General features: G+C 67.6%; 18 protein-coding genes. 7 read left to right on the forward strand and 11 right to left on the reverse strand.

Going from position 1 to position 15896, the window contains the following annotated elements; genetic code table 11:
• Nucleotides 1-57 precede the first annotated feature (57 nt).
• A complete protein-coding gene (locus RU01_RS21435; protein ID WP_042576604.1) occupies nucleotides 58-2001 on the forward strand; it encodes a cytochrome c oxidase assembly protein in 1944 nt (647 codons plus the stop codon).
• Nucleotides 2002-2011: 10 nt separating this feature from the next.
• Nucleotides 2012-2182, forward strand: coding sequence for a hypothetical protein (locus RU01_RS22995; protein WP_155957002.1), 171 nt, complete (start codon nucleotides 2012-2014; stop codon nucleotides 2180-2182).
• On the opposite strand, the gene RU01_RS21440 is transcribed toward RU01_RS22995, so the two are convergent.
• The 4 genes from RU01_RS21440 to RU01_RS21455 all read right to left on the reverse strand — a co-directional run bounded on the left by RU01_RS21440 (nucleotide 2179) and on the right by RU01_RS21455 (nucleotide 6676).
• Nucleotides 2179-2712: a vitamin K epoxide reductase family protein gene (locus RU01_RS21440; protein WP_052493426.1), complete on the reverse strand. Its 534-nt coding sequence runs from the start codon at nucleotides 2710-2712 to the stop codon at nucleotides 2179-2181. The genes RU01_RS22995 and RU01_RS21440 overlap by 4 nt on opposite strands.
• A 50-nt stretch (nucleotides 2713-2762) precedes the next feature.
• A complete protein-coding gene (locus RU01_RS21445; protein WP_052493409.1) occupies nucleotides 2763-3494 on the reverse strand; it encodes a DsbA family protein in 732 nt (243 codons plus the stop codon).
• Nucleotides 3495-3570: 76 nt separating this feature from the next.
• On the reverse strand, nucleotides 3571-5868 hold the full coding sequence (locus tag RU01_RS21450) for a heavy metal translocating P-type ATPase (protein WP_042576605.1): 2298 nt from the start codon (nucleotides 5866-5868) through the stop codon (nucleotides 3571-3573).
• Nucleotides 5869-5917: 49 nt separating this feature from the next.
• Complete coding sequence (locus RU01_RS21455) at nucleotides 5918-6676, reverse strand: zf-HC2 domain-containing protein (protein ID WP_042576606.1); 759 nt, start codon at nucleotides 6674-6676, stop codon at nucleotides 5918-5920.
• Nucleotides 6677-6759: 83 nt separating this feature from the next.
• Between RU01_RS21455 and RU01_RS21460 the strand changes: the two genes are divergently transcribed.
• The gene (locus RU01_RS21460) at nucleotides 6760-7332 is read left to right on the forward strand and encodes a sigma-70 family RNA polymerase sigma factor (protein WP_042576607.1); all 573 of its coding nucleotides are present in this window, start codon (nucleotides 6760-6762) and stop codon (nucleotides 7330-7332) included.
• Here RU01_RS21460 and RU01_RS21465 read toward each other — a convergent pair.
• Nucleotides 7329-7679 (reverse strand): winged helix-turn-helix transcriptional regulator, encoded by a 351-nt coding sequence (locus RU01_RS21465; RefSeq protein ID WP_042576608.1) that lies wholly within the window; start codon nucleotides 7677-7679, stop codon nucleotides 7329-7331. The two genes, RU01_RS21460 and RU01_RS21465, sit on opposite strands and share 4 nt — an antisense overlap.
• 63 nt (nucleotides 7680-7742) lie before the next feature.
• Between RU01_RS21465 and RU01_RS21470 the strand changes: the two genes are divergently transcribed.
• Nucleotides 7743-8585, forward strand: a complete 843-nt coding sequence (locus RU01_RS21470; RefSeq protein WP_042576609.1) for an SDR family oxidoreductase — start codon at nucleotides 7743-7745, stop codon at nucleotides 8583-8585.
• Between the two features lie 27 nt (nucleotides 8586-8612).
• On the opposite strand, the gene RU01_RS21475 is transcribed toward RU01_RS21470, so the two are convergent.
• Nucleotides 8613-9797: a serine/threonine protein kinase gene (locus RU01_RS21475; RefSeq protein WP_042576610.1), complete on the reverse strand. Its 1185-nt coding sequence runs from the start codon at nucleotides 9795-9797 to the stop codon at nucleotides 8613-8615.
• 302 nt (nucleotides 9798-10099) lie between these two features.
• On the opposite strand from RU01_RS21475, the gene RU01_RS23000 reads away from it, so the two are divergent.
• Nucleotides 10100-10246 carry a hypothetical protein gene (locus tag RU01_RS23000; RefSeq protein WP_155957001.1) on the forward strand — a complete coding sequence of 49 codons (147 nt, stop codon included), beginning with the start codon at nucleotides 10100-10102 and terminating at the stop codon, nucleotides 10244-10246.
• 21 nt (nucleotides 10247-10267) lie between these two features.
• Here RU01_RS23000 and RU01_RS23005 read toward each other — a convergent pair whose 3' ends face one another.
• Genes RU01_RS23005 through RU01_RS21490 form a run of 3 tightly spaced genes read right to left on the reverse strand, consistent with a single transcriptional unit; the run spans nucleotide 10268 to nucleotide 11370 of the window.
• Nucleotides 10268-10444 carry a hypothetical protein gene (locus RU01_RS23005; protein WP_231568803.1) on the reverse strand — a complete coding sequence of 59 codons (177 nt, stop codon included), beginning with the start codon at nucleotides 10442-10444 and terminating at the stop codon, nucleotides 10268-10270.
• 35 nt (nucleotides 10445-10479) lie between these two features.
• Nucleotides 10480-10929: a hypothetical protein gene (locus tag RU01_RS21485; protein ID WP_042576612.1), complete on the reverse strand. Its 450-nt coding sequence runs from the start codon at nucleotides 10927-10929 to the stop codon at nucleotides 10480-10482.
• Nucleotides 10930-10950: 21 nt separating this feature from the next.
• Nucleotides 10951-11370 carry a MarR family winged helix-turn-helix transcriptional regulator gene (locus tag RU01_RS21490; RefSeq protein ID WP_042576613.1) on the reverse strand — a complete coding sequence of 140 codons (420 nt, stop codon included), beginning with the start codon at nucleotides 11368-11370 and terminating at the stop codon, nucleotides 10951-10953.
• A gap of 206 nt (nucleotides 11371-11576) precedes the next feature.
• Between RU01_RS21490 and RU01_RS21495 the strand changes: the two genes are divergently transcribed.
• On the forward strand, nucleotides 11577-12098 hold the full coding sequence (locus RU01_RS21495; RefSeq protein ID WP_042576689.1) for a hypothetical protein: 522 nt from the start codon (nucleotides 11577-11579) through the stop codon (nucleotides 12096-12098).
• 120 nt (nucleotides 12099-12218) lie between these two features.
• On the forward strand, nucleotides 12219-13661 hold the full coding sequence (locus RU01_RS21500) for a PepSY-associated TM helix domain-containing protein (RefSeq protein ID WP_042576614.1): 1443 nt from the start codon (nucleotides 12219-12221) through the stop codon (nucleotides 13659-13661).
• Nucleotides 13662-13814: 153 nt separating this feature from the next.
• Here the strand turns inward: RU01_RS21500 and RU01_RS21505 are convergent, their stop codons facing one another.
• Nucleotides 13815-15233, reverse strand: a complete 1419-nt coding sequence (locus tag RU01_RS21505; RefSeq protein WP_042576615.1) for a sensor histidine kinase — start codon at nucleotides 15231-15233, stop codon at nucleotides 13815-13817.
• Nucleotides 15233-15892: a response regulator transcription factor gene (locus RU01_RS21510; protein ID WP_042576616.1), complete on the reverse strand. Its 660-nt coding sequence runs from the start codon at nucleotides 15890-15892 to the stop codon at nucleotides 15233-15235. The genes RU01_RS21505 and RU01_RS21510 overlap by 1 nt, the downstream gene beginning before the upstream one ends.
• Between the last annotated feature and the right edge of the window lie 4 nt (nucleotides 15893-15896).

The raw sequence follows: 15896 nt of genomic DNA on the forward strand, positions 1-15896 counted from the left end.
GGGATGCGTTCGTCAGGAGACGCGTCGTCGCGGCCCTCTCGCACACTGTCGACCCATGTGCTCACTGCGACGATCGTCGTCGCAGTCGGCCTCGTCGTGTCGGTCACCGCGGTCTCCGGTGACACCCGCTACCTCGCGAGCGGAGACTCGTATCCCGGCATCGTCACCTCCCAGCTGTACGTGGTGCTGCGGTTCGTCGCTGCCCTGTCCGGCGCGGTCACGCTCGGGGCGCTGGTGCACGCACTCACCTGCACACGGGTCACCAAGTCCGGGCGCATCGGCCCGGAGGGCTATGCGGCACTGTTGATCGCCGCGCGTTCCAGCTCCGTCTGGCTGATGTCGTCCGCAGCATTGATTCCGGTGTCCGCGGCGGATGCCACCGGGATCGGTCTGGGCGATGCCGTGCGGCGCGGCGCACTTCTCGACCTCGTGGCGCCGAACGAGGCACCGAAGGCGTGGATGGTGAGCGCAGTCGCCGCTCTCGCCGTGGTCGTCCTCACGCGTTGGACTCTGAACTGGGTACCGCTAGCCGCGTCGGCCGCTGTCTCCGTGATCGGGATTCTCCCGGCCTGGGTGATCGGCAACGCCGGGCAGGGCCGCGATCACGACATCGGTACCAGCGCAGTCATCGTGGCGATGGTCGCCTTCTCCGTGTGGACCGGCGCCGCGATCTCGTTGCGCTCGATGATCCTGCGCGTGGACGGACGCGACGCGCGCGAATGCGACCTGGCCGTGTCCCGGCATCGTGTCGTCGCCTCGTGCGCGGCGGTTCTCACCGTGGGACCAGCGATCGTGGTGGCCGTCATCCTCCTTCCGTCGGGAGCTGTGTTCAATTCGGAGTACGGCCGATTCGCCCTCGTGGCAGGGGCACTCGTCCTGGTCTCCGCGGTCCTCGCCGTGACTGCGGCTGTTCGGCGTCCTCCGTCCGATCGGTACATGCGAGTGTCGGCACAGGCGTCGTCGGTGATCCTGGTGTTCGTCTGGGCGCTGGTCGTGCTCATGGCCGTGCGGCCTGCTCCGGCTTTTCTGGTCACCGCGTCCACCGTCTATGACGTCTTTCTCGGGTTTCAGCCCACTGGTCCCCCGTCGCTCTCGCAGTTCGCCTCGTTCTGGCGCTTCGACTTCGTCACCGGCGCAGGCGCGGTCCTGTTGGCCGGGCTGTACGGGTGGGCCGTCGTCCGCCTGCGCAGGCGCGGCGACCCGTGGCCGCTCGGACGCACCGTCGCCTGGGCATCAGGGTGCCTGACCCTGTTGGTGGCGACCAGTTCCGGGGTGGGCGCCTACGGTTCGGCGATGTTCGGCGTCCACATGGGCGTGCACATGACGTTGAACATGTTCGTTCCTGTGCTGCTCGTTCTCGGCGGGCCGGTCACTCTTGCGCTCCGTGCACTGCCGGCCGCGCGGGACGGCAACGCCCCCGGGCCGCGCGAATGGATCGTCATGGTCGTGCACTCACCGCTACTTCGAGTTCTGTCCAACCCGGCTGTCGCCGTCGGACTGTTCGTGCTCTCACCGTTCGCGGTGTACTTCAGCCCACTGTTCGACGAATTGGTGCGGTACCACTGGGGTCACGAACTCATGAACATCCATTTCATCGTCACCGGATACCTCTACTACTGGGTCATCATCGGGATCGATCCGGGCCCGAAGCGTCTACCGCACCTCGGTCGGCTGGCGTTGCTGTTCGCGGCCATGCCCTTTCACGCGTTCTTCGGTATCGCGGTGATGACGATGGACCGTCTCATCGGCGGTACGTTCTACCGATACCTCGACCTCCCCTGGGTCCAGGACCTCGCGAGTGACCAGCGCTTCGGCGGGGGCTTGGCGTGGGCGTCGAGCGAGGTCCCGCTGGTGATGGTCGTCCTCGCTCTGGTGACGCAGTGGGCGCGCCAGGACAGGAAGACCGAGGTGCGGGAGGACCGGGCAGCCGATCGCACCGACGACGACGAGCTCGCGGCCTACAACGCGATGCTGGCCCAGTTGTCCAGAGCGCGAAGGTGAACGTGCGCGCATGATCGACGTCCATCTCGTGGTTCTCGTCGTTCTCGTCGCGTTGGCGTCGTGGTTGGGAGCACGGGTCGAACACCGGCGGGACGCGCGACTGGTCGGAATCCTGGCGATTGCCCTGCTCGCGGTCGTCGTCGGCGTCGATGCGGCTGGGACAGTGCCGTATCCGAGCTAGAGCAGGGTCTGCCAGTAGTCGAGGAATCGTTCCCCGCACAGCAGGATCACTGCGGTGAACCAGAGGGCGACGATGGTCCATCTCCATCTGACGAACGGTGCCCACTGCGTCGCGCGGGAGACCGCGACGACCCACAGCGGCACGGTGACCGCCCACACGACCATGCAGTAGGGACACAGTGCGCCGATCCGGTACAGGCTCTGAAAGATCAACCAGTGCAAGAACACCACCCCGACCGACAGTCCGATCGCCAACCCCGCCCAGTACCACCGCGGGACACGGACACCGCCGAGACAGAGGATGCCGGTCACCACCACCACCGTGAACGCGGGGATTCCCAGGATGGGGTTGGGGAAGCCGAACAGCGCGGCCTGCGGCGTGGTCATCACCGACCCGCACGACAGAACCGGGTTGAGACTGCAGGACGGTACATAGCTGGGATCGAGCAACAGCCGATATCGCTCGATGACCAACACCAGCGCCGCCAGGAGTCCGATCGCCCCGGCGACGAGGATCCCCCCGCCCGCGATGCGGCCGAGCGGGGGGCGTCCGGACACCTCGGTGCTCGCGAGGACGTCGGTCACGAGATCGCGAGCACGGCGGCGGTCAGTGCCTCGGGGGTTGTCAGCTGGAGGGGTTCGCCGTTGAGCAGGACGGTCGGAGTCGAATTCACGTTGGTCTCTAGCACCGACTGGGTGGAGGAGGCGACCCAGTCGGTGTGGGTTCCGTCGGCGATGCACTCGCCGACCGTCTCGGGTGCACCCGCCGCCACTGCCATCTCGGTGAGCTGATCGTCCGTCAGTCCGGCACCACCTTCGGCGGGCTGCTGTTCGTAGGCTGACGAATGGAAGCGCAGCCAGTTGTCCATCGACGAATCAGCCACGCACAGCGACGCGTTGGCAGCGCGTGTGGAGTAGTCGGTGGTCGACATCCTGTCGAGAATTGCGATCGGCTGGTAGTCGATCGCCGCGGCCCCGCTCGTGCGGAGCTCGTCGAGAGCACTACCGAAGGTGGCTTCGAAGGCTCGACAGCTCGGGCACTGGAAGTCCTCGTAGATCGTCAGGACTCGTGTGGGTGTCTGCCCGCCGCCGAGGGTCTCGACGTCGGGCTCGGCTGCGCGCAGGGCGCCGGTGTCGGTGACCGACGCCGGCGCAGCTGCTGCGCCGGGGGTGTCGCGGCCGGAGATGACCACGATGCCCACGATCAGCGCGAAAACGACCAGGGCGGCGGTGATTCCGGCGCGGATGAGCACCGAACGTCTGCGTTCGGCTTCCGCCAGCACATTACGCTGGGCACGGTCGGTCTTGGACACGATGTGGTTCTCTCTTCTCGTGGAGTGGTGACGGAAGAGAAGTCGGCCGCTCCATCGAGAAAGTTCCCGCGAACCCTCAGCGCGGCGATTCCCGCTCGCCGGTGACCGAGTTGGAGCTTGTGAAACGGCGTAGTCGCAGAGAGTTCGAGACGACGAAGAACGAGGAGAACGCCATGGCCGCCCCGGCCAGCAGCGGAGTGAGCAGTCCGGCCGCTGCGACGGGGATGGCGGCGACGTTGTAGCCGAACGCCCACACCATGTTTCCCTTGATCGTCGCGAGCGTGGCCTTCGCCAGGCCCAGGGAATCCACCACAGCACCGAGGTCGTCCCGGACGACGACGATGTCGGCGGCGCCGATGGCGACATCGGTCCCCGCACCGATCGCCAGACCGAGGTCCGCTGTGGCGAGGGCCGGTCCGTCGTTGATGCCGTCGCCCACCATGGCGACCGTGCGGCCGCTCTCGCGCAGCGACGAGACGATCTCGACCTTGCCCTCGGGGAGCACCTCGGCGACGACGTCGGTGATGCCCACGGCGTCGGCGACTGCCTGCGCGGCGTAGGCGTTGTCTCCCGTGACGAGCAGAGTGCGGAGCCCGAGCGCGTGCAGCTGCGCGACGGCCGCCGCGGCGGACGGCTTGACCGTGTCGGAGACGACGAGAACTGCCCGCACTCGGTCGTCGACTGCCAGATAGACGGCTGTCGCTCCGAGTTGCTCACTCTCGTGCTGTGCACGGGCGAGAATTCCGGGAACGGGCCACTGCCTGTCCTCGAACAATCGCCGCCGTCCGATCTCCACGGCTCGGCCGTCCACGAGCCCTCGTGCCCCCAGTCCGGGGAGCGCGACGAAATCGTCGACCGACGGAAGTGTCCCCAGTCGGTCACGAGCGGCGCCGACGATCGCGGCCGCGATCGCGTGCTCGGATGCGACCTCCACGGCTCCGGCGAGTCGGAACAGATCGTCCTCGTTCTCCCCGTGAGCGACGACGATCGATTCGAACGTCAGCGCTCCGGTAGTGATGGTCCCGGTCTTGTCGAAGACGACGGTGTCGACCGTGCGTGTGGCCTCCAGCGCCTGATGTCCCTTGATGAACACCCCCAGTTGCGCCCCGCGGCCGGAGGCCACCATCAACGCTGTGGGTGTGGCCAGGCCCAGCGCACAGGGACAGGCGATGATCAGGACCGCGAGTGCAGCGCTGACCGCTGCGTTCATGTCGCCGCTGCCGACAACCCATCCGGCGAATGTCGCGGCCGAGAGCAGGAACACCACGGGAACGAAGATGCCGGAGATGCGGTCCGCCAGGCGCTGCAGATCGGCCTTGCCCGACTGGGCGGCGTCGACCAACCTGATCATGCCGGCCAGCGCGGTGTCGGCCCCGACCGCGGCGGCCTCGACGACGAGACGTCCGTCCAGCACGACGGTGCCGCCGGTCACCGCCGTGCCGACCTCCTTGTCGACGGGAAGCGACTCACCGGTCATGGCACTGGTGTCGACAGTGCAGTGTCCGTCCACGACAAGACCATCCGCGGCGATCACCTCCCCCGGACGGACGACGAACTGCTGCCCCTCCTTCAGTTCCGAGACGGGAATCCGTAGTTCGCCGCCACCGCGGACGAGCACCGAGACATCCCGAGCTCCCAGAGCGGCGAGAGCTCGAAGGGCGCCGCCGGCGCGGCGTTTGGCTTTTGCCTCGAAGTAGCGGCCGGCGAGTACGAACACTGTGACGCCGGCTGCCACTTCGAGGTAGATCGCATCGCTCGACGTGATGGCCGCCCAGATGCCCCGGGTCTGATCCGCCGTGGAGGTCTGGAAGAACATCGAGTAGACGGACCACCCGGTGGCCGCGATGATGCCCGTGGACACCAACGTGTCCATCGTGGTGGTGCGGTGCGCGAATCCGGACAACGCTGCCCGGTGGAACGGCAACGCCGACCACAGGACGACCGGGGCAGCGAGCGCCAGCAGGATGAACTGCCACCCCGTGATGCGTGTGTCGGGCACGACGGCGAACATGATGGACAGATCGGCCAGCGGAACGAACAGAACCAGGGCGACGACGAGACGGCGGAACAGGTCTCGGGAATGCGCGTCCTCGGCCGTGGTGTCGACGCGGGTGTCGTCGGTGAACTCCGCGGCTGTGAATCCGACGGCCTCGACCATCCCGCACAGGTCTGCTGTGGTGACGGACGGCGGAGCCTCGATGGTGGCGACCGCGGTGGCGTAGTTCACCGAGGCCTTCACCCCGTCGACCTTGTTGAGCTTGCGCTCGATCCGGTTGGCGCAGGCACCGCACGTCATGCCCTCGACGGCGAGTGCGACACGCACGGACGTCGCATCGTCGGCGATGTCAGTGTTCTGGTGGGTGCCGACGGACATGGTGATCAGCTCTTTCGTTCGACACTGCGGTTTCGGTGGAGTGGGGATGTCACGCGGCGGAGTCGTCGGCGTCTCGCAGGTGGCCGCGTCGGCGCCCCTGGCGCGCGCCGTCCGGAACGATGACGCCCTCGTCGTCGCTGTGCGACAAGCGTTGCGGTGATGGTGATGTCGACCCGTTCGCGCTGCGCCGGACCATCGCGGCGACCGCGACACCGACGGCGATGATGGCGTGGGACGCGACGCGTTGGACGGTCACTTGGCCGGATATCGAGTCGGTGATCACGAAGACCGCCAGCAGCCCGGTGAAGGCGACCAGGACCGGCATCAAGCCTGCCGACGCTGCCGGTCGCCACGCGGCGACGAGGAATCCGATCCCGACAGCGATGTTCCACGCGGTGCTCTCGTTGAACAGGTGTCCGGCCATCGACTCGTGACCCATCGCCATGGGGTCGGCCGCAGGGGTGTGTCCCACTCCGAGGAGTTGTACGACGCCGAGCGAGATCTGCGCCATGGCCACGAGAACGAGGGCGGCTCTCCACGGATGGTCTCGGCACACCCACCGCGCCACGCGACGGGGACGACCGCGCGGCGCACGGACGCCGACGGCGTCGAGTATCTGCGGTGTCAGATCCGGGGTGCGTGGGGCGGACCCGACACGGAGACTGCGCGTCAGCTCGGTCGCGGAGGCGTACCAGTTCTGGCACCGGGCGCAGGACTCCAGGTGCTCGTCGGTCCGGGCGGACGGAACGGGCTCCCGTTCGCCGTCGATGCGCGCCGACAACGCTTCTCGCGCGAGTGTGCAGTCCACGAGTCAATGGTCGCCCGGGACGGCGGAAAAGTTCCCGACGGGCCTTTTCAATAACGCTGAAGGTCATCAACTATACTGAAGGTGTGAGTTCCCGAGCCGAGCACGACGCGCACACCACCGAGTTGGCGCTCGCCGCCGGCCGAGGTGATCACCGCGCACTCGAGTCCTTCGTTCGAGAGACACAGCGTGACGTGTGGCGATTCGTCGCCCATCTGAGCTCCCCGTCCGCCGCGAACGATCTCACGCAGGAGACGTACCTCCGCGCGATGACATCCCTCCCGCGGTTCGCGGCGCAGTCCTCCGCGCGCACCTGGCTCCTGTCCATCGCCAGACGCGTGGTGGTCGATCAGGTCAGGTCGGCGATGGCTCGCCCGCGGCTCGTCGGAAGCGACGACTGGGTGGCCGTGGCGGATTCCGCGCAGAGTGCCTCCACGGGATCGAACGTCGCGGAGGACCTGGTGGAAGTTCGCATGATGCTGGCCGATCTGCCCGCGGACCGACGCGAGGCACTGATCCTGACGCAGGTGCTCGGGCTGTCCTACCAGGAGGCGGCTGATGTGTGCGGGTGCCCCATCGGCACAGTCCGCTCACGGGTCGCGCGTGCGCGTGAACAGTTGATCGCCGGGGTCGGCGAAGTCGGTTCCGACACGGGTTAGGCGCGTTCGCCAACACCGGCGATCGGCACGGTCATGGCCCACTCGTTCATGGCGTCCAACACCGGCCGGAGCCCCTGCCCCAGCGGCGTGAGCTCGTAGACCACCCGCGGCGGAATCTCCGGGTACACCGTCCGTACGAGCAACCCGTGGGTCTCGAACTTGCGCAGACGATTGGTCAGCGTGTGGGCACTGATTCCGTCGAGTGCAGTGAGCAGTTCGCCGAACCGGTGGGGACCACCCAACAGTTCGCGCACGATCAACGTGGCCCACGGGCCGTCCAGCAGACTCAGGAACCGCGTCACTCCGCAGGTCTCGACGGAGCAGTCCTCGAACGCGATCGGTCTCATGTATCCCCACGTTACAGCCAGTGCACTTGATGTAACCACTGCATCGCATGCACTAATGGGTTCATGACCTACATCGTTCACGGCGCCACGGGCGCTCAGGGTTCTCCCGTCCTCACCGCACTCACCGCGGCCGGCCACTCCGGCACCGCCGCTGTCCGCGACACCTCATCCGTCGAGGGCCCGGCGGTGGCCGTCGACTACACCTCCGTCGACACGCTCGTCGACGCCTACACCGGCGCGGACGGCGTCTTCGTCCATATCCCCATCGGTCCCCTCGACGTCCAGATGGCCGCGGCCCGCGCCGTCGCCGAAGCCGTCCGGCGCGCGCGCCCTGCCCGAGTCGTGTTCTCCACCAGTGGATCCACCATCGACGACTCCACCGCGCCGACGTCGGCTCCCGAGGTCCTCGCCCGCGAGCTGGCCGACAGCGGCGTGTCCCATGCCGTGATCGAGCCCCGCGTGTTCCTCGAGAACTTCCTGCTCCCCATTTCCCTCGGTCCGGTACGCGACGACGGCGTCCTCATGTACCCGATCCGGGACGACTACGCCGTGTCCTGGAGCTCACACCTCGACATCGCCGACGTCGCCGTTCGTCTGCTCACCGACCACACCGTCACCGGCGTCGTGTCGGTCGGTGCACTGCCCGGCCTCGTCGGTGCCGACGTCGCCGCAGGATTCGCCGCGTACCTCGACCGGCCCGTGACCTTCCGCGCCATCACCCCCGACCACTACGGCGACCTCATCACTCCCCTGTTCGGGGCAGGAGCCGCCGGGCCCGTCGTGGAGTCCTACCACCACCGATACACGCTGCCCGGTGAGGTCATCACCCCGGACAGGTCCGCGCAGCACCTGCTCGGTATCACCCCGCGCACCGTGCAGCAATGGCTGACGGACCTGGACGTCTGACGCACTGTGTGCGCGTCCGGCGAAGGATCAGCCGATGATCGAGCTGCTGACGACGCCGGTACGCATCCGCTGCGGATGGTCGCCGACCACCGCGCTGCCCACTTCCAGACCGGTATCGAACGAGATGGACGAGACCTTGTCACTTCCCGCCCACGACACGAAGCAGTACTGACCGTCGGCACTGCGCGTGGACCAGTAGGGCTTCTCACCGGACGTCACCAGCGGCCCCGCCGTCAGGGTGTCCCGCGAGACCACGGTGGCGTAGTCCGACATCGTTCCCGCGACGCACATCTTGGTGCCCGCGGTGTTCATCGCGATGCCGTGATGGGCCGAGTCGAGCAGGTACGACTCGCGCGGAAGTGCCGCCGCCGCAGGGGTGATGGGGAGATCCGCCACCCGGGTCACCCGGTCCTGCTGCAGGTCGTACTCCACGATGCCGTGGAAGAAAGAGACCTGCAGGTAGAGGAAACACTCGTCCGGCGAGAGCGTCATCGGGCGGACGGACGAACTCATGTCGGGGTGCCCGGCCTCGGCCAGCTTGCGCCCGATATCGATCTGGCGTGTGACGGCCCCGGTGGTCCTGTCGTAGAAGGCGATCCAGCGCGGGAACTTGGTCACGCCGAGAGCGGGCGCGTCGAGGGGTGACTCGACGCGGCCGATGCTCGCGTTGATGATGTATCGGCCGTCTTTCGTGTACACGTTCTCGTGCGGGGAAGTGCCGGTGGGGAATCTGCCGATCTCGCGGCCGTTCGCCGTATCCAGGATGTGCACCGTGTTGGCCGTCGACGCCGAGACAGCGACCTGGGTGCCGTCATCCGAGATGGCCATGTGATCGGCGCGCTGGCCGTCGACGGCGAACCGCCAATCGATCGCACCGGTTGCGATGTCGAGGGAGACGACGTCGGCGAAGCTGGGCCGCGAGACGATCAGCTTCCTGCCGTCCTTCGATGTGTACATGTCGTCGGCGTACTGGTCGTGCCCCTCGCCCACCAGCTGCCGGATTCCGAAGTAGAACGCGGCACGCACTGGATTCCGGTAGATCTCCGCGAGGCGCTGTTCTTTGTCCGGCACGACGTTCAACCGACCCAGTCTGGTCAGGTTGCCGTCGGGGGTGAGGTAGTCCGCGGTCCCGTCCCAGTTGTTGGCCACGAACAGCACGTCGGTCAGGTCGGGTGCAGCAGCGGCCGCCGTCGCGACCGCGACGGTGCCCATGCCGTGAGTGCCGCGGTGGCGATGGCGAAAAGTGTAGTGCGAACGGTCATGTGCGGCCCCCGAGAATGTCGTCGAGGTGCCCCGTGCCCCCCGGCGCGTTCAGGGTATCCACCGAGGTTCTCACGGCCACGCGAACTTCGCGGAATACGTGCCAGCAGACAAGCTCAGCGTAATTCTTCAGGTGAAGTACCGACTTTTCGGCGAAGCCGCGGGACACTGTTCGAAACCTCGACATACAGACATTTCGGTGTCGGCCTCACGGGCATCTGCACGGCACCGCACCACTCGACGAAGGGGGAGCGATGACACGCGACGAGAAGGCCGGCGGGCACATCGTCGCCACCGGCACACCCGACGACGTCGCCGCCGACCCCTCGAGCATCACCGGCCACTATCTCCACGACCACCTACGAGCAGGACTGGTCGCTGGAGACAACTCTCGCGGGTGAATCGCGGCTCTACCGCAACGCTCACGTGTCGCGCGGCGCAGCGTTGTGGCGCCGACGCTCACGTGCAACATTGCGGTACGTCAAAGGTCCGCTGAGGACGGGAATCAGAGCCTGCACTCGTGTACGCAGCGAGAACCCTCTGCCGTCGAACGTCACCACATTGACGAGAAGTACTACGACGGTGACTGTTTCGATCACCGAGAGTATCGACAACGCACGCAGCAGCCCGGGAGTTACGCGGTCTCACCGGGCCGTACGACCATCAACACCACGACGACGACCCACACCAGGTTGAAGGCACCGGTCGACATCCCGATTCGGCGCAGACGCGCACCCGTGTCCGGTGAGGTCAGCGCCTCTCGCTGCAGCGGAGCGATCCGGAAGGCCAGCAAGCCACCGGCTACTGCAGTGAGAGCCATCGCCGCAATCACCCACGTATCGGTCGTTCTTCCCTGGACGAGCGCCAGCGTCAGACCCGTGACGGGCACGGCCAGCGCGAGCGTGCCGTACACGCGAGTCACGCGATGCAGCACACGAGCAACGTCGGTACTGCGCTCGCCGGACTCGCGGACGGACGGGATCGACACCGGGGCGTACCGGGGGAACAGGCTCGTTACCACCGCCACGGGTCCCACGAACAGAATGCCCACCACGACGTGAGCGGACAGCATGAGGTCTTCCACACCTTCAATATAGCTGAAGGTCTACCAATCGCGGGCGGCCCATCGCTCCGCATGCACGCGCAGCGCATCGGCCAGATCGGGCGCAGCCGCGGAGAATTTCTCGTCCACCGTTCTCATCACGTCGGCGGCACGAGCCAGCAGCTTCTCGCCGTCGCTCGAAATACTGAGGTGCGCTGCAGATCCCGAATGCGCCGTGTGATCATCGACCAATCCGGACGAGATGAAACCGGCGACCGTGACGTGCACACTTTGCACCGTGATGGACGATCGACGGGCGAGTTCACTGAACGAGATGCCGGGCGCGGATCCGATGTGAGCGAGCATCCCGTACTTGCGAGCAGTCAACCCCATGGCCTTGAGCGCCTCGTTCAGCGTGGATTCCCACGCCTTGGCCACTGCCAGCAGTGCCGTCGTGGGGCTCAGGGGAACTCGGTCGACCATGTGGTCACACTATCGGCCGTGACTCGTCGCCTGTACCGAGACGACGGTGCGGATCAGCGGTGCGACAGGGGTTGCACCGCGAGCAGTGCGAGCGCGTGGAAATTGGCGTCCGGCCGGCAGCACCGCGGTCCGAAGACGCAGAACAGGAGTGCCGATCCGACCGCGAGAACTACTACGTTGCGTAGCAGCCGGGTAGGGTGTCGGCGGTGAGCACCCCGGCGACTAGTGCGCCTCTGCGCGGTGGCGTCGTCGGTGCGCTGTCCGTGCTCGTCACCGCCGCCGCTCACGATCTCGGTGGGGCGGCACTGCCGTCGCAGTCCGCCGCCGTCGCCCTGCTCGCGGTCTGCGTCGGCGTCGGGTGGATGGTCTCGTCGACACCGGCGGGCAGGAACCGTCTCGTCGTGGCCCTCGCCGCCGCGCAGACGCTCGGACACCTCACCCTGACCGTCGTGGACGGCCATCACCACGGTGCTCTTCTCGATCTCCCCATGGCCGCAGCCCACCTCGTCGCCGTCGGTATCGGCGCCGTCGCCGTCCACGGCGCCGAACGCGGCATCATCGCCGCCGCACGAGCGATGCGCCGCATCCTCCCGATCGTCCTCGCCGTGGCGGCCGTCGACACCGACACGGTCCGCCCAGCCCGCCCCGTCAACCGGGTCGACGCACCCGCGCGTCTACTCGACCTCTCCGGGCGCGGCACCCGCGGCCCACCCGCCCGACTCCGGTAACCCTTCCTCGACAGCGCCCGACGCAGCACGCCGTCGGGTGATCCTGCCGCGCCGACCGCCGATCTCGTGTGTCGAGACTCGGCGCTCTCGCGCGCGCCACCACCGGAATCGAGCACAACCATGTCCACACCCGAGAAGACCGAGCCCACCGCGGCTTCCCCAGCGCCGCCCACCTCGCTGTGGCGACCACTGATCCTGCGCCTGCACTTCTACGCCGGCATCTTCATCGCACCGTTCATCCTCGTCGCCGCGGTGACCGGCGGCCTCTACGCGATCGCACCCACACTCGAGAGCGTCGTGTACCGCGACCTGCTTCACACCGACAGAACCGGACCCGCACTACCGGTGTCCGACCAGATCGTCTCCGCACAGCAGGAGCGATCCGATCTCACCGTCGCCGCCGTCCGACCGGCAACCGAGCCGGGCGACACCACCCGCGTCATGTTCACCGATCCGAGCCTCGGCGAGTCCGAGCGCGCCGCCGTGTTCATCGACCCCGCCACCGCCGCCCCCGTCGGGCAGTCGACGGTCTACGGCTCGTCCGGCTCGCTTCCGCTGCGCACCTGGCTCAGCGAGCTGCACCGCACCCTGCACCTCGGCGACACCGGCCGCCTCTACAGCGAACTCGCCGCGTCCTGGCTCGGCGTCGTCGCGCTGGGCGGGGTATTCCTCTGGGTGGAGCGCTACCGACGCCAGCGCAGTCGGGACTCCGACAATGCACGCCTGTTCACCGTCGACCGCACCGCCCGCGGTCGACGGCGCACGCTCGGCCTGCACGGGGCGAGCGGAGCGTGGATCGTCGTCGGGCTGGTATTCCTGTCCGCGACCGGACTGACGTGGTCGAACCACGCCGGGTCCAACATCGGCGACCTACGATCCGCGTTGAGCTGGACCACCCCCGCCGTGGACACCGATCTCACCGGTCACGCCGGTCACGCCGGTCACTCGGACGACCAGCACGCAGGCCACACCGGACACGGCACGTCCGATGCCGCGACGACAGCCGAGCCGGTGGATGTCCGGCAGATCGACGGTGTCCTCGCCGTCGCTCGTGCGAACGACGTCACCGGCGCCGTCGAAGCATCGATCCCCACCTCGAGCGACACCGCCTTCACGGTGGCGCAACTGCGCGATCCATGGGTGTTCTTTACAGACTCGATCGCCGTCGACGGAGCGTCCGAGAGGGTCGTCGACGTGCAACGCTTCTCCGACTGGCCCCTTGCCGCTCAGCTCACCACCTGGGGCATCAGCCTGCACATGGGCGTTCTGTTCGGGCTCGTCAGCCAACTCGCCCTACTGGCAGTGGCCGCCGTCCTGGTGACCATGATCATCGCCGGGTATCGAATGTGGTTCCAACGCAGACCCGTTCGTAGTGGCGCATCCCCGGTGGGCCGGCCGCCGCAGCGAGGATCCCTCTGGCGCATCCCGCCCGCCGCCGCGGTCGGACTCGTCGTCGCCACTGTGGCAGTCGGGTGGTTCGTGCCGCTCCTGGGTCTGTCCCTTCTCGCTTTCATCACCGTCGACTTCGTCACCGGAGTCCGCTCGCGTAGTGCACGCGTGTGAGAAGCGCGATGGAGTTTCGACGCAACCTCGATTCCGTCACCTTCGAGGAGGCAGGTGATGTGACCGTCGACGCACCATTCGACATCAGCGAACCCGGCCGACTCGGCGATACCGAGCGCCCGCTACCTCCCACGGTGGCAGCGTCGGCCCGGGTCACGACGTGCTGCCGCTCGAACCGGACGGTCGCGGACGAGTGCGGAGCGGGGTCGATGTCGGTAGCGTGATCACCACGATCAGTCCCCCGTCCGGGTTCGGTTCGAGCGAAAGACTCCCCTTGTTCTCGCGGGCGAGCTGATCGACGATGGACAATCCGAGGCCGGATCCACCCGGGCGTCGGGTCCAGAAACGGTCGAGCGCACGGCGCCGGTCCTCCGCCGAGAGTCCCGGCCCTCTATCGGTGATCGTCAGGCGCAAGGACTCACCCCCGACCGCGGCGTCGACGACGATGTCGGTGCCCGGTGGGGCGACGTCGACCGCGTTGGCCAGAACATTGTCCAGGAATTGTTCGAGGTGACCGTCGCCGAGGACCGCCCGAGTACCGGCGGGAACGCACGAGACCAGTTCCACGCCATGCGCACTCGCCGCAGCGGACCAGGTGGCGAGGCGCTCGTCGACGACGGCCTGAACGTCGACCGTTGTCGGACGGTCGATCGGCTTCTGGGCGCGCGCAAGGGTCAACAGGTCATGCACCAGTCGCGTCATCCTCACGGTGTCCGCGATCGACCGGTCCACGGCCGCCCGTGCGTCGGGGTCGCTCACCTCGTCCTGGAGGTTGTCGAGACTCAATCGCAGAGCGGTCAACGGTGTGCGGAGTTGGTGCGACGCGTCGGCCACGAACTGCCTCTTCGCGTCGATCAGGTCGCTGATGCGCCGAGCGGCATCGTTCATGGATTCGGCGACCCGACGTGTCTCTTCCGGCCCGGCGTCCAACGGATCCGTGCGGGCGGCGAAGTCCCCGCGTGACAGGGACCGAGCCATACCGTCGAGAAGCCGCAACGGACGCGTCATCGACCTGGCGAGCCACCACGCCGCGGCCGCCGCGATGCCCAGCGTCGCCGAAGCCACGATCAGCTGGAACCCGAACAGCTCCTTGATCTGCGCGGTGACGGGAGCGGACGGATACGTCAGACGCACCGCTCCGACCGTCGTACCGTCCGGGTTCTTCGACGGCACGGTGACCTGCAGCCCCGACTCGCCGAGCACGGAATCGTCCGTACGCGTCACGGTTTCCTGCCCCTGCAGCGCCGCGCCGATGTCGACTCCGAGAGGGTTCGACACCGGACGTCCCAGTGCAGGTTGCCCGTCCGCGGAGAGCAACTCCACGCGGCCACCCGTCTGCTCCTCGAGGTTGCTGCGCAGCGTGAGCAGCGCCAGGTCCGCTCCCGCCGCCGAGTCCGGGCCGGCGGCGTCGGCGGTCGCGAGCAGGACCGCGACGGTGCGCGCTTCACGCAGTCCCACCTCCGCCTGGTTGCCGCGCAGGGCGTTCACCAGTCCGATGCCCTCGGGAACGGTGAACAGCGCCAACGCGAGTGCCACCAGTGCGAGATACGACGCGACGAGACGGCGGACCATCAGACCTCCAGGCGGAAACCGACGCCGCGCACGGTCGTCAGAGCGAGCGCGTCGCCGAACTTCTGCCGGAGCGCAGCGACGTGGACGTCCAGCGTTCTCGTGGGGCCGAACCAGTGCTCGTCCCACACCGCCTCCATCAGCTGTTCGCGGGTGAACACCGCGCCCGGCGACTCGGCGAGGTGAGCGAGGAGGTCGAACTCCTTCGGCGCCAGCAGAACCTCGACGCCGTCCACACTCACTCGGCGGGCAGCGCGGTCGAGCAGGATCGGCCCGAGCGACAGGGGCGCCGCCACCGACGTCGCGGAGTCGGACCCGGTGCGCCGCATCACCGCTCGGATGCGGGCGATGATCTCGCGCACCCCGAACGGCTTGCTGACGTAGTCGTCCGCACCCACCTCGAGACCGGCCACGGTGTCGATCTCGTCGTCTCGTGCGGTGATGACCACGATGGGTACCGCCGAGTTCCGCCGCATTTCACGACACACGTCCAAGCCGTCCATGTCGGGTAGCCCGAGGTCGAGCAGAACCACGTCGGGCAGCGGAGCCGCGAGTGCGTCCGCCCCCGTCGTCACTTGCTGCACCTCGTAGCCGTATCGCCGCAGACCCGCGGTCAGAGGGTCGGAGATCGACGGGTCGTCTTCGACCAGGAGTACACGCACGGGT

Source organism: Rhodococcus sp. MEB064 (assembly GCF_000834565.1).
Lineage (GTDB): Bacteria > Actinomycetota > Actinomycetes > Mycobacteriales > Mycobacteriaceae > Rhodococcoides.

What these genes read in the sequence shown, in the direction of transcription:
- RU01_RS21505 (WP_042576615.1), bottom strand. Translation starts at nt 15,233, where the DNA reads ATGGTCCGCCGTCTCGTCGCGTCGTATCTCGCACTGGTGGCACTCGCG.
- RU01_RS23000 (WP_155957001.1), top strand. Translation starts at nt 10,100, where the DNA reads ATGACACGCGACGAGAAGGCCGGCGGGCACATCGTCGCCACCGGCACA.
- RU01_RS21490 (WP_042576613.1), bottom strand. Translation starts at nt 11,370, where the DNA reads ATGGTCGACCGAGTTCCCCTGAGCCCCACGACGGCACTGCTGGCAGTG.
- RU01_RS21470 (WP_042576609.1), top strand. Translation starts at nt 7,743, where the DNA reads ATGACCTACATCGTTCACGGCGCCACGGGCGCTCAGGGTTCTCCCGTC.
- RU01_RS21465 (WP_042576608.1), bottom strand. Translation starts at nt 7,679, where the DNA reads ATGAGACCGATCGCGTTCGAGGACTGCTCCGTCGAGACCTGCGGAGTG.
- RU01_RS21450 (WP_042576605.1), bottom strand. Translation starts at nt 5,868, where the DNA reads ATGTCCGTCGGCACCCACCAGAACACTGACATCGCCGACGATGCGACG.
- RU01_RS22995 (WP_155957002.1), top strand. Translation starts at nt 2,012, where the DNA reads ATGATCGACGTCCATCTCGTGGTTCTCGTCGTTCTCGTCGCGTTGGCG.
- RU01_RS21500 (WP_042576614.1), top strand. Translation starts at nt 12,219, where the DNA reads ATGTCCACACCCGAGAAGACCGAGCCCACCGCGGCTTCCCCAGCGCCG.
- RU01_RS21475 (WP_042576610.1), bottom strand. Translation starts at nt 9,797, where the DNA reads ATGGGCACCGTCGCGGTCGCGACGGCGGCCGCTGCTGCACCCGACCTG.